Annotated in this window: 16 protein-coding genes and 1 pseudogene; 1 reads left to right on the forward strand and 16 read right to left on the reverse strand. The window is 52.1% G+C overall.

Going from position 1 to position 12,275, the window contains the following annotated elements:
* Positions 1 to 58 precede the first annotated feature (58 nt).
* The 4 genes from MRY16398_RS23780 to MRY16398_RS23795 form a co-directional block, all read right to left on the reverse strand.
* On the reverse strand, positions 59 to 1,303 hold the full coding sequence (locus MRY16398_RS23780; protein ID WP_071193664.1) for a polysaccharide deacetylase family protein: 1,245 nt from the start codon (positions 1,301 to 1,303) through the stop codon (positions 59 to 61).
* A 63-nt stretch (positions 1,304 to 1,366) separates the two neighbouring features.
* Entirely contained in the window at positions 1,367 to 1,807 is a 441-nt protein-coding gene (locus MRY16398_RS23785; protein WP_039078404.1) for a PTS sugar transporter subunit IIA, read from the reverse strand.
* Between the two features lie 118 nt (positions 1,808 to 1,925).
* Complete coding sequence (locus MRY16398_RS23790) at positions 1,926 to 2,696, reverse strand: ABC transporter permease (protein WP_039078403.1); 771 nt, start codon at positions 2,694 to 2,696, stop codon at positions 1,926 to 1,928.
* On the reverse strand, positions 2,693 to 3,619 hold the full coding sequence (locus tag MRY16398_RS23795) for an ABC transporter ATP-binding protein (RefSeq protein WP_039078402.1): 927 nt from the start codon (positions 3,617 to 3,619) through the stop codon (positions 2,693 to 2,695). Before MRY16398_RS23795 ends, MRY16398_RS23790 begins: the two co-directional genes overlap by 4 nt.
* 106 nt (positions 3,620 to 3,725) lie before the next feature.
* Here MRY16398_RS23795 and can point away from each other — a divergent pair, with 106 nt between their 5' ends.
* A complete protein-coding gene (can, locus tag MRY16398_RS23800) occupies positions 3,726 to 4,388 on the forward strand; it encodes a carbonate dehydratase (RefSeq protein WP_039078401.1) in 663 nt (220 codons plus the stop codon).
* Between the two features lie 74 nt (positions 4,389 to 4,462).
* Here the strand turns inward: can and hpt are convergent, their stop codons facing one another.
* The 12 genes and pseudogenes from hpt to MRY16398_RS23860 all read right to left on the reverse strand — a co-directional run bounded on the left by hpt (position 4,463) and on the right by MRY16398_RS23860 (position 12,056).
* Positions 4,463 to 4,999 (reverse strand): hypoxanthine phosphoribosyltransferase, encoded by a 537-nt coding sequence (gene hpt, locus MRY16398_RS23805; RefSeq protein ID WP_125125302.1) that lies wholly within the window; start codon positions 4,997 to 4,999, stop codon positions 4,463 to 4,465.
* Between the two features lie 231 nt (positions 5,000 to 5,230).
* Positions 5,231 to 5,443: a YodC family protein gene (locus MRY16398_RS23810; RefSeq protein WP_125125303.1), complete on the reverse strand. Its 213-nt coding sequence runs from the start codon at positions 5,441 to 5,443 to the stop codon at positions 5,231 to 5,233.
* 70 nt (positions 5,444 to 5,513) lie between these two features.
* A pseudogene (locus MRY16398_RS23815) lies at positions 5,514 to 5,700 on the reverse strand (hypothetical protein).
* Between the two features lie 2 nt (positions 5,701 to 5,702).
* Complete coding sequence (locus tag MRY16398_RS23820; RefSeq protein ID WP_125125304.1) at positions 5,703 to 7,364, reverse strand: terminase large subunit; 1,662 nt, start codon at positions 7,362 to 7,364, stop codon at positions 5,703 to 5,705.
* On the reverse strand, positions 7,348 to 7,704 hold the full coding sequence (locus tag MRY16398_RS23825; protein ID WP_125125305.1) for a phage terminase small subunit P27 family: 357 nt from the start codon (positions 7,702 to 7,704) through the stop codon (positions 7,348 to 7,350). The genes MRY16398_RS23820 and MRY16398_RS23825 overlap by 17 nt, the downstream gene beginning before the upstream one ends.
* 156 nt (positions 7,705 to 7,860) lie before the next feature.
* Positions 7,861 to 7,986, reverse strand: coding sequence for a hypothetical protein (locus tag MRY16398_RS30705; protein ID WP_172600682.1), 126 nt, complete (start codon positions 7,984 to 7,986; stop codon positions 7,861 to 7,863).
* Complete coding sequence (locus MRY16398_RS23835) at positions 7,979 to 8,422, reverse strand: HNH endonuclease signature motif containing protein (RefSeq protein WP_125125306.1); 444 nt, start codon at positions 8,420 to 8,422, stop codon at positions 7,979 to 7,981. The genes MRY16398_RS30705 and MRY16398_RS23835 overlap by 8 nt, the downstream gene beginning before the upstream one ends.
* Entirely contained in the window at positions 8,422 to 8,712 is a 291-nt protein-coding gene (locus MRY16398_RS23840) for a head-tail connector protein (protein WP_125125307.1), read from the reverse strand. The genes MRY16398_RS23835 and MRY16398_RS23840 overlap by 1 nt, the downstream gene beginning before the upstream one ends.
* Positions 8,709 to 9,047 carry a phage head closure protein gene (locus tag MRY16398_RS23845; RefSeq protein ID WP_125125308.1) on the reverse strand — a complete coding sequence of 113 codons (339 nt, stop codon included), beginning with the start codon at positions 9,045 to 9,047 and terminating at the stop codon, positions 8,709 to 8,711. Before MRY16398_RS23845 ends, MRY16398_RS23840 begins: the two co-directional genes overlap by 4 nt.
* On the reverse strand, positions 9,044 to 10,276 hold the full coding sequence (locus tag MRY16398_RS23850; protein ID WP_125125309.1) for a phage portal protein: 1,233 nt from the start codon (positions 10,274 to 10,276) through the stop codon (positions 9,044 to 9,046). Before MRY16398_RS23850 ends, MRY16398_RS23845 begins: the two co-directional genes overlap by 4 nt.
* Position 10,277: 1 nt before the next feature.
* Entirely contained in the window at positions 10,278 to 10,838 is a 561-nt protein-coding gene (locus tag MRY16398_RS23855) for an HK97 family phage prohead protease (protein WP_125125310.1), read from the reverse strand.
* A 51-nt stretch (positions 10,839 to 10,889) separates the two neighbouring features.
* Entirely contained in the window at positions 10,890 to 12,056 is a 1,167-nt protein-coding gene (locus MRY16398_RS23860; RefSeq protein ID WP_125125311.1) for a phage major capsid protein, read from the reverse strand.
* Between the last annotated feature and the right edge of the window lie 219 nt (positions 12,057 to 12,275).

The raw sequence follows: 12,275 nt of genomic DNA on the forward strand, positions 1-12,275 counted from the left end.
GGATGACGAGCACCGCCCTGGTTCAAAACGGTAAATAAAATAGCCCATTTTGCCTGATTTATCCCTGAGGTTGATTACTTATTAACCTCGACATATCCTCCAGCGAATCCGTCTTTAAGATATACAACCGTTTCAGTAAGTACGGATTATCCCCAGGCTTTACCTTCCCTCGCACCGTGGTCAGCGCAAGATGGAATCCTGCATCCTTCGCCGCAGCCAACGCTTTGTCGTCATAGCCGCCGAACGGGTACGCCAGATACCATATGTGCTGGTTGAACTGCGAAAGCGCGCGGCGTGAATGCTTAAAATCCATCAGGATATTGTCATAACTGCGACTTAGCAGGATCGGATGCCCAGCATCATCGGTGCGATGCAGGAAATGAGTATGTGACTGAAAATCAAAGACATGCGAAATTTGCTCCAGTTCAGAGATGCTCATGAACTGCAGGGATTTTGGATCCCAGAGCTGCGGTTTGCGCTTAATACGCGACGAAATAATAAAAGCGGTCGCCCTGAAACCGTTTTGCTTTAACACCGGATACGCATAACGACTGACCGATTTCAGTCCGTCATCAAAGGTGATCACCACTGAACGGGCAGGAAGGTTCATCGCGTTACGTATATAACCTTCCAGTTGATACATGCTTAACGTGGTATAGCCCTGGTCATGCAGCCAGCTCATCTGGTTGGTGAAAGCGCGAAGAGAGGTGGTCGTCGAGGTATGACGAAACCGCGTGTTCTCCTCGTCTTCCAGAATATGATGGTAGGTGAGCACCGGAATACCGTTATCTTCCTGCGCATCCAGGCTACTGATCCACGCCAGACGTTCGCCAATGCGAATCTGATACCAAGTCTGGTTGAGTCTGTCTTTTAGCTTGCTGATGATGGGGTAGCGCAGATTCCCGGCCAGAATACCCAATTGTTCACTGGTATTGTCCGCCTCGTTATACATCGGTGTATCACGCCAGGTGATCAAATTTTGATTACTCAGGGGCTTATTGAGATCGCCAAGGCTATCCTGAACCTTCTCACTGCCACGAACCGTTCCCAGATGCCCTTTATCTATCCACGCTTTACCGAAGCCGAAGCGAAATTCGTAATAGTCTTCCGCCCCTGGCACAACCGCCAGAATTTGTCCGGCGCGGATATTGCCAACAGTCATAACATTGTTGCCAATCTGCGCCCATATGTCGGCATCTTCCGTAATTTGCATATAGCGAGCAGGGTCGGGATTTTGACTAACGAGACGTGCAGAAACGCTACATGACACCAGCAAGAACAAAATGAGGAGAAAACGAGGCATGCACCTAACCAGGCTAAAAATAATTTAGGTTATTGTAGGAAAAAGAAAAATGAATACCAACGTTTATTTTTCATACAAATCATGTAACAACACAAACGGCGGATTTTTCTGTTGCTGATGCCAGAGACTGCTGACCACCGGCGCGCCAGCGCCCACAATCTGCTCACGAAAATCGGCACTGCTACATACTTCACGCAGCGGATACATTGCTTCCAGCAACTCAGCATCAACGCCGGATATCACTTCACAATGCTCATGCTTGTGGCTCATGAGCGAGGCGGCGCGGTAAGGCGCTGCCCCGGAAATATCGGTCAAAAAAACCACGCCATCACCGGAATCCGTTTCATGCAACGCATCACAAATCATGCGGCTGAGCATATTGGTGCTAAGCCCGTGGCGAAAGTTGACCGCTCTACATTGTTTAAGCGGACCAAACCGGCTCTCCAGACTGTCCAGCATCTCCTGCGCCAGTTCACCATGGCACGTAATGACCCATCCCAGCATACCTATCTCCTTAGCAGACTTGCAGTTTAGCCAGGTGACCATCAGCCGTCGGTGACAGATATCATAGATTAAAAGGGCAATGAGAACCCGGCGACGAACGCCGCCGGGTAAGTGGCGATTAACTGCGCAGACCGCGTCCGCGCTGAATTAAATACCAGCACAATATATAAAAAGCGATGATAAACACCGCCAAAACCGCCACAGTGGTGAAAAGCGGCACATCGGTAATACCGAGGAAACCAAAGCGGAAACCGCTAATCATGTAAACAATGGGGTTGAGATGAGACAGCGCCTGCCAGAACGGCGGTAGCAACGTCAGCGAATAGAACACCCCACCGAGATAGGTCAGCGGTGTCAGGACAAATGTCGGGATCAGGCTGATGTCATCAAAGGTTGTCGCAAAAACGGCATTCAGCAGACCCGCCAGCGAGAACAATACCGCGGTCAACAGCAGCGTTAACGCAACAAAAACCCACGAGTGGACCTGAAAAGGCACGAAAAACAGCGACACGGCCGTCACCAGCACCCCGACACATAAACCACGCGCCACGCCGCCACCCACATACCCTGCGATAATCACATGTGTGGGCACCGGGGCGACCAGCAGCTCTTCAATATTGCGTTGAAACTTGGCGCTGAAAAATGATGACGCCACGTTTGCATAGGCATTAGTGATCACCGCCATCATGATCAGGCCTGGCACGATGAATTGCATATAGGTAAAGCCGTGCATTTCACCGATACGTGAGCCAATCAAATTACCAAAGATAATAAAATAGAGGGTCATGGTAATCACCGGCGGCACCAGCGTCTGTACCCAAATACGCATAAACCGTTGAATTTCTTTATGCCAGATACTTTTCAATGCCACCCAATAAAGCTGCATCATGCGTGCTCTCCTTTTTTCTCATGCACCAGCGTGACGAACAGCTCTTCCAGACGGTTAGCCTTGTTGCGCATACTCAAGACCTGTACGCCCTGCGCGCTAAGCTGGCTGAACACGCTATTTATCCCCTGCTCACGCAACACTTCGACCTCCAGGGTCGACGTATCCACCAGCCGATACTGGTAACCTTCCAGCTTCGGTAACGGGCTTTTCGTTGCCAGATCGAGGATAAAGGTTTCCGATTTTAGCTTCGCCAACAATGACTTCATGGAGGTGTTTTCAATCAGCTCACCGCTCTGAATAATGCCAATGTTGCGACACAGCATCTCGGCTTCTTCCAGATAATGGGTAGTCAGAATGATGGTGGTGCCTTTGTCGTTGAGATCTTTCAGAAAGCCCCACATAGAACGACGCAGTTCGATATCCACCCCGGCTGTAGGTTCATCAAGGATCAGCAGCTTCGGCTCATGCATCAGGGCGCGGGCAATCATCAAACGACGCTTCATCCCGCCCGATAACATACGCGCGCGTTCGTTGCGTTTTTCCCACAGATCGAGCTGGTTCAGGTATTTTTCGCTACGCTCCAGCGCCTCTTTACGTTCAACGCCGTAGTAACCTGCCTGGTTAACCACAATCTGCTGTACGGTTTCAAACGGGTTAAAATTGAACTCCTGCGGCACAAGACCGAGCTGCCGTTTGGCGTTAACGATATCTTTTTGCAGGTCGTAGCCGAAGACACTCACGCGTCCGGACGTTTTATTTACCAGAGAACTGATGATACCTATGGTGGTCGATTTTCCTGCGCCGTTTGGTCCCAGTAACGCGTAAAAATCCCCAGCTTCTACTTTAAGATCAATACCACGTAGCGCATGAACGCCGCCCGGGTAGGTTTTTTTAAGCTGCTCAAGCTCCAGTGCAATGGTCATGAATTTTCACTTACCTTATTCTTACACTCGATGTGTGGTTTAAAAAACGTGGGAGTTGACCTATATTAGCGCAACGCACTTATTTGGTTACAGGTCGTTAACTTCCATGAAAGACATAGATACACTCATCAGCAACAATGCACTATGGTCAAAAATGCTGGTGGAAGAGGATCCCGGCTTTTTCGAAAAACTGGCGCAAGCGCAGAAACCGCGTTTTCTATGGATTGGATGTTCTGACAGTCGCGTTCCCGCAGAACGCCTTACCGGCCTTGAGCCAGGCGAACTGTTTGTTCACCGTAACGTTGCCAACCTGGTTATTCATACCGACCTGAACTGCCTTTCTGTGGTTCAGTACGCGGTCGATGTACTGGAAGTTGAGCATATCATCATCTGCGGCCACTACGGCTGTGGTGGTGTGCAGGCGGCGGTGGAAAACCCGGAACTGGGGCTGATTAACAACTGGCTGCTGCACATTCGCGATATCTGGTTCAAGCATAGTTCGTTGCTTGGCGAGATGCCGCAGGAGCGCCGCCTTGATACCCTTTGCGAGCTGAACGTGATGGAGCAGGTGTATAACCTGGGTCACTCCACCATTATGCAATCTGCCTGGAAACGTGGACAAAAAGTCACGATTCACGGTTGGGCGTATGGCATCCACGATGGTTTACTGCGTGACCTGGAAGTCACCGCAACGAACCGCGAAAGCCTGGAACAGCGCTACCGTCAGGGCGTCTCGAACCTCAGCAAGAAACACATCAATCACAGATAACCTTGCCTTCCCGGCAGCATGATGCCAGCTGGGATAACGCATCAGGCCGGGCTAAAGCCCGGCTTTTTTTATGCTTACTCGTCCAGCATCACCACTTTGCCGACATACGGCAGGTGGCGATAACGTTGCGCATAATCGATACCGTAGCCCACCACGAATTCATCAGGGATCGAGAAGCCGACAAATTCCACATCAACCGGCACTTCTCGGCGCGACGGTTTATCGAGCAGGGTGCAAATAGAGAGAGACTTCGGCTCGCGCAGACTGAGAATTTCGCGCACTTTAGAGAGTGTATTGCCGGAATCGATAATGTCTTCAACGATCAGAACGTCTTTACCGCGAATATCTTCATCCAGATCTTTGAGGATTTTAACATCGCGGGTCGAAGACATGCCGCTGCCATAGCTGGAGGCGGTCATAAAATCGACTTCGTGCGGTACCTGCACTTCACGGCAAAGGTCCGCCATGAACATAAATGAGCCGCGCAGCAGGCCCACCAGCACCATTTCACTGCCACTGTCCTGATAACGTTCTGTGATTTGACGACCCAATTCGGCGATACGCGCTTTGATCTCCGCTTCCGGGATCATCACTTCAACAACATGCTTCATAATCTATATATCTCACTGATTTTAATCAGTTAAAATTACACTCAAGCTTTGAATTTCAGTTGAAATTGATACACCGATTGATATACGGATTATCGCACAAAGCCGAAATTATGCGAAAGCATGAGTACGTAAGAAAGGTGGCGATTATAGCAGTAAGAGGATGGGGGAGTTGAATAGTAAAAATGTGATAACTACAGTCGGTTGTCTGCACTCCTGCGCAGACTTGAAGTCTTAAAGCAATTCTGCACCTATTTCAGTGATAGTAGGGACTTTCTCCAGTACCGCAAAAGGGAAAATATCTTTCGTATTCTTACCATCTTCAACCCAAAAACATTCAGCACCATTGAAGTCTTTGCCTCTTGTTGTTTGAGTAAACCTCCCGATAACCATCTCTGGTCCTCCAACTTTTAGTTGGACCTTATCACCAACAGCAAATTGATACATTTCTCTAACCTCCTAAAGCAATGTTAAAAATACTTTCGCGGAACACGAAGACTTCGTGACCGCAAAAATATTAACCCAAAGTTATCTTAGTGGCAGTTTTTTTCCACACATATACTCTATCACTCATTCGCTGGCGTGGCTGCCAAAGCCGTTGCGATTTTGGTGCGAATTAACAGCCTATCCTGCCCGTTAAGTTCATGCCCCTGCTGGCGGGCCATCTCTTCAATTGCTGCCTCGATTTTCTTTTGTTTGAGCATATTCAAATCCCGGTAAAATCCGCAAGTCGCTGTTTATGGGTTTCACTCATATCGAAAGCAAAATCCTCGTGCTCTGCCTGGAATGTACCGAACGCCATTAGCGCCGATACCGCCGGGTCTATCTTGTTGGAGGATTTCTTTTTGTTGGGCTTGATGTTGGCATTGGCGTCAGACTCCATCACCACGTTACCAATCGCCCAGGCCAGAACCGGATCACCACGATGGCGCACTACCTTACGGTTAACGAACACCTCAAAGGATTTCGCTACCGGGCTGAACTTGAGATAGGTTTGCGGGAACGGCTCAACGTCGAGGCCCGCCCCCTGTAGCTGGGTGCGCAGGTGTGTGGCGTTCCAGGTATCAAAGCCCACCAGCCGGATATTGAAGGTTTCAGCATCGCGCAGGATATCGTCGCGGATGCGGTCATAGTCGATACAGTCGCCGGGTGTGGTACGTATCCAGCCCGCTTTCACCCACTGGCGGTAGATGGCGCGGTTTTTGTTGGCGACGTTAAGCAACTGTGCTTCTGGCAGATAATGACGGGTCAGGAGCCTGATCTCCCTGTCGAACGGGAAAGCGTAGCTCACGCTTGTAATATCGCTGGTAGAGGACAGGTCAAATCCGGCGTAACACTCCATTCCTGCCAGATCCGCTTCGGTGTAGTCAAGCGCACAGGCATCCCATGCGCCAGCACCCATCCACGGCGTGGAACCCTGACACCAGATATTGAAACGTTTGGTCAGCATTTCCACCCACTGCGACGGTATGCCCCGCGCTTTCTGAATAGTGGATTCCAGTTTCGCTGCGTCAACGGACACATGAAGGTTAGGGTTAGCCTTGATCCACATTTCCGGCTGCTCAACCTCGCTTTCGTCGTCCAGCTCGTATATCAGGACAAACAGCGAATCGTTGCTCTCTTCTCCGGCCAGAATCTGGCAACAGTAGTCGTAATGCTGCTTACAGGCGGAAACAACATTACTCCCGGCGGTCGTGATGGCGAACAAAATCGCCTCAGGGCGTGCCCCCATGCCCAGCTCAAGCGCGGAATAAACGCCGTTATCCGGGTGAAGGTGGTACTCATCGACAATCGCCAGGCTGGGGTTGGTCCCTTCAATGGTGGCCGCTTTCGCCGCCAGCGGCTTTAACAGGCTGTTGCTCTTTGGAAAAATGACCTTGTGCGCCTGAATATTGACGCGCTTTTTCAGTGGTTTTGACAGCAGGCACATCTGGCGGGCATCGTCGAACACGATACGGGCCTGATCCCGGCTAACCGCCGCCGTGTAGATATCCTGCTGGCCTTTCTCCATGACCAGAAACCAGTTAGCCAGCATGGCGGCTACGGTGGATTTGGCATTCTTGCGCGGCACTTCAATAAAGGCGCTGCTGTACTTGCGGCGGCCTGACTCCCTGACTTTAAAGCCCAGCAGGTTAGCAAAGGCGAACTGCTGCCACGGCTCCAGCTCGATAGGCTGGCCCCGCAGCGGGCCTTTGACGTGTGGACAGAGCCGTGAGAACGCAATAAACCGCTCTACGGTAGCCGTATCGAACTCATAGCGGGTGTCATTCAGGTCTGAAAAGTACCGTTCAACGGCCTGTTTTACGCGCTTACAGGCCGGGATTTCACCCGTTTTTATCGCGTTTGCGTACTCATTCCAGACGGTCAAGTTCGTCTTCCTCTTCCGTTTCTGGCGGATTCCGGCGACGGCTCACCGGATCAAAGCCCAGCAGAGACGACATTTTGATGATAATTTTCTCAGCGTCGGATTTCGCTTTCAGTGCCGGGTTACTGGTGGCGGCACCGCGTGAGCCTTCAACTGAAAACCCGCGCAGGGCAATATCTGCAACGGCTTTTCGGTACATCGAATAGTTGACGCAATACAGCTCCAGGTTGTTCCAGTCGGCAGGGGTTAAATCCCCGCGTTCAGCCATCTGCTTTGCTTTTGTCTTCCACTGCTGCCCTGCGATTTCATCAAGGTAAGCGGGTGGTTTGGGTGGTCTCACCATAACTTCTTGTTTCCTTCTGGCTTACTGCTGTCAAAAAAAACACCGTGCGTAAAAATTTGAGGGGGCGGTCGGTGCCTGGCACCTTGAGGTTTGTCCTGAAAACCGCCCCCACCCCGTCCATGCGGCCTGTCAGCGGTTGCGGAAGCATTCCCGCAACTACCGTTCACGCTCGCTCATACGCTGCGCAGTCTGGCGCTCATTGCGTCTGCTTCGCCCATTCATGAAGCCATCACGGCAGCGCATCAATGATCGGTACAGATTCACCACGTCTTTCTCATTCATTGCTGGCCTCATACATCCAGTCATTGCGATGGGCTGCACGCTCTTCCTGCTCTCGGTACAGCCCTGCCTTACGGTTCGCTTTGGTGATGGGGTCTTGCTGCGTGGTCTTCTGGTTATGATGCATCTGGCATAACGGCTGGTGATTCCACTCAGGCCAGAACAGAACATCATCACCGCCGTTGACAGGGATGATGTGATCGACAATCTTTGCAGGAACGTAGAGGCCCAGCTTCTGGCACTCGACACATAGCGGCTGACGTTTCAGATACTGAGCGCGGTACTTCTCCCATGATGCAGAGTAACCACGGGCGCGACGGTGGCCGCGTCTGGCATCTTCCGCCCGCCAGGCTTCCCGCTTGTGCTCATCGCACTTACCAGACTTCACCCGCTTATTGCATCCCGGCTCAGTGCACCGGCGCATTGGTTGCCACGGCATCAGTACACCCCCACATCACGATAAACAGACCACAGCGCAGAGATGGCCAAAGGGATCTCTTTAGCCTCAACATCACTGATTAGCGTGCGGTATTCGTAAAGAAGGGAGATGTACATCAGGCAGCCAACCTTGATCGCCGGGGTAAACTCCAGCCCACTATCAAACCGTTTGCCGATATGCTTCTGGCAAACTTCCAGTGCCGCATCGATATACGCCTGAATCAGTACATCTTCTTCGTTACCGTCAATGCGACAATGCAGCTTCGCCTCAGCCAGGGTGATTTCACTCATTTCTCTGCCCCCAGTTTGCAAAGGATTTCCAGGCGCGTCATACCCGTGTCAGGGACAGGCGGCCCGATGATGTTGAGCGTGGAGCCAGCAAACGCACCAGCTAAGACTTTCAGACGGGAAGCGGCCGTAATATCGCGACGAAAACGTACCCATACCCGGACAGTGGCCTCAGCCGTTACAGCCCCGGAGGCCACCAGCTCACGTCCGCTGATACCTTTTACTTCTGCCCAGATGGTTGCGCCGTCTTCCCACTTCTCAATAACCTGCCCGGAAGGTGAACGCGACGTGGTGAACTTACGGATGGTTACGCGGTTTTTTAAGCCTCCGGCTCTCATGGTTTGTCCTCCGTTTTTCCGTTTCCGGTATTGACCGCGATTTCCTGTTTCCATGCCTGGCTGTATTCGTCACCTCCTTCACGCGGTGGCATCCCCTCTTTTTCTCGTGCTTCGTTCGGGTTAATAATCCCGTTCTTGATCCCGCGCTCGTAAGTGGCGTAACGGTCGGTAGGGGTGGCACGAAGGAGATCGGCAGAGTCGAATTCAACCTGGTAGCGAATACCCGGCACTGGTGAAGCCACCAGCAGCGCAGATTTGATCTGCTGCTCGAAGTTCGTCAGCCAGGGGCGCATCGTCATGGTGAGAAAGGCGCGGCTCGCTTCACTAAAGTTGCTGTAGGTGCTGTTGCTGTATTCCTGCAGAAAGATGGGCGACACGTTGAACATGCGGGCAATGTCTTCGATGGAGAAACGGCGGGAGGCCAGCCACTCGGCATCCTGATTGCTCATGCCAAGCTGTTCATATTCCATGCCACCTTCAAGGATGGGTGTTTTCCCGGCATTTCTGGCACCTTTGTAGCGTTCCAGCGCATCCAGCGCTTTCTTACCGTTAGTGCTGTCGAGCCATTCTTTAGCCTTCACGATGCCCGCCGCCATCATGCCGTCTTTCATAATGCTGGCACCGTGGCGCTGCTGGGCCAGACCTAACCCCAGCGCTTCACGGCAGATGGTGATCGGCGAACGCCCCAGAAAACCATCATCGGTGGAGTAACGCAGGTGCAGGATCTCTTCCTGCAGGTAGGTTCGTACCGCTCCGGTAAAAGGCTCGGTGATGGTGTACTTGTACTTATGCTCGCCGATACGCTCAGGAACAACTGCCCCAGGCGCATACGGATGCAGGGATTGCGGCTGGCCGTCACGGCCCCACTCGATCACCGCATAGGCGTTACCGTTCAGCAGACAGTGACGCATCATCGTGCGCTTGAACTGGTAAGGTGTCTGGCAGACGTTAGGCTGTTCATTCAGCAGATAATCCACCGGGTGATTACTCAGCCATTCCCGCGCCTCACGACCGTTATCATTGCGTACCCGGTACAGATAGCAGGGCATTGTTGCCACCGCTTCACTGATAACTGACACAGCATTCATCACCGCTGGCAGAGATTCCGCAGTACCCGCAGACACATACTCACCTGATCCGGTATTTGGGATCCCTGCCATCGCCAGAAACTCATCAATGGTCAGGCTGCGCTGATCTGTTTTGCGGCCAAAAGGCCAGATATTCCACATATCACAGCCCCGCCAGGTCAGCCCAGCGGCGACGGTTATCACCAGTGCGCATAAGTTCAGGATGCTGGGAGAAAAGCGAACGGTACGCAATTTCCACACCAGACTCAGGATAGGCAGGCATAGAGGTAACGGTGATTTCACGTAGTTCGGCAGCGGTCACGGTGCGCAGGTAAGGAGACTGGCCGATATCCCACGCCTCTTTCAGCGCCCGGAAGCCAAAGCTCATGCCGGAAATATCTCCACGCTCCACCAGCTCCAGCACATCATTACCAAGCTGGGTATTCGGTGGCGTCAGCTCGAAGCGCAGCCCGGTATCATCTTCGGACAGCACCAGAGTGCCGGATTTGGTGCGCCCCAGTAGTTGGGTATAGTTATGTTCATACAGCGCACGCACATCACTACCGGATGCCAGGCTTTCTTTAAACGCACCCGGCGCGAACTGCTCCCGGAATTCATCCCAGATAATTTCTGACAGGCTGTTCCAGCGCACCGCATAGCCCACCAGCTTTTTATTGCTGGCACTCAAGTCGGAAGTGCGGATTTCAAAATCGATTGTTTTCATTGTCTGGACTCCACAGAGGGCAAAAGGGGCCGCAGCCCCTTACACGTCAAATCAGGAACCAGAGCCGGAAAGCTCAAGCACCTTGATGGCACGGGAGTCCACCACGCCACCGCCCAGATATTTATCGGTATGTACTTTGTAGAAACCCTGCTCGGTAATGTTGTCGGGACGGGTACGCACTCCAGTGGTGTGATCCACGATGAAGTAACCGCGCTTGAAGTCACCCACAGCCAGGAACGCTTCACCCGCAGCTGCATCAGGCATGGTTTCCAGATACTGAACCGGGCGGCCCAGCAAAGTATCAGGGGAATCAGCAACCAGACGATCGCGCCAGATATAATCACCGTTGCCGTTTTTCAGCTTTTGCAGCGTAGCGGCGGTGTTGGAGTTCATCACCCATACGGCATTTTTGCGGTATTTGGCTCGCAGTTTGTAGAGCAGATCGATCAGACCATCTGAGGTAACAGCGGCAGTGACCATTTTCTCCAGCGTTCCAAACGGACGGGCTCTGTCACCAGTGGCAGCGCGGGGATAGGCCAAAAAGCCTTTGGATTTTTTATCCCCGTCACCGTTAACAAGGTCGTTTTCTTCCGTCTCAGTAAAGGTGTCGGAGATTTCGGAGGACAACCAGCCGAGAATATCCACTTCGGAGAAGTCGAGAATCTCCTGGGTTGTTTTCGGGTAGGCATAGATCGGGTTGAGTTTGATATCAACGCGTTCCATTTTCGGGGTGCTGGTTTCGGTGCGGGCTTCGCCCTCAGTACCACGCTTAACGGTAGCGCCGCCAACAGAGACCAGTTTCTGGTATTCATTGGTTTTAGTGGTTTTAACCGTACAGATGGAGCGCATAACGCTGTCATCCTGCAACTGGCGCATGATCTCTTTGTCCAGCTCAGGGATAACGGTATAGCCGCCATCACCCTGCACCAGCGTGGTGAGCGAGCGGGTGTCGCCGGTCATGATGTAGTGGCGCAGCTCATCATTGGTCACGCCTTTACCTTCAACAGAAGTGCCAGGCAGATTGCGCTGATCGTCGGCGACGGCTTCAAGGCGGGTAATTTCAACTTCAAGCGCATCAGCCTGGGCGCGGAGCTCGTCGAACTGTTTACCTTCTTCTTCATTCAGGCTGCGCTTTTCGCTGTCGGCTTTTTCCAGCATGGAACGCATCTGAGTTTTGAGTACGGCTTTCTGCTGGCGTAATTCGAGTAATTTCTTCATGGAGTGGTTTCCGTAACAATTAACGTTGAGACGTGAAACCAGCGCGGGAGGGATGGCCGTTAAATCTTTTTCTGCATCCCACAGGCTGTACTCGCTACAGCTTTATTTAACGGCCAATGGCGGCTCACGTCTGAGTGCCACTCCTTAAGATATACATGGAATACTTAAAGAAAAGCCCGAAATCAATCGGGCTTAAAATGGAAAAACATGAAAACGAAA

The sequence above is a fragment of the Phytobacter sp. MRY16-398 genome (genome assembly GCF_003925915.1).
Taxonomy (GTDB): domain Bacteria; phylum Pseudomonadota; class Gammaproteobacteria; order Enterobacterales; family Enterobacteriaceae; genus Phytobacter; species Phytobacter diazotrophicus.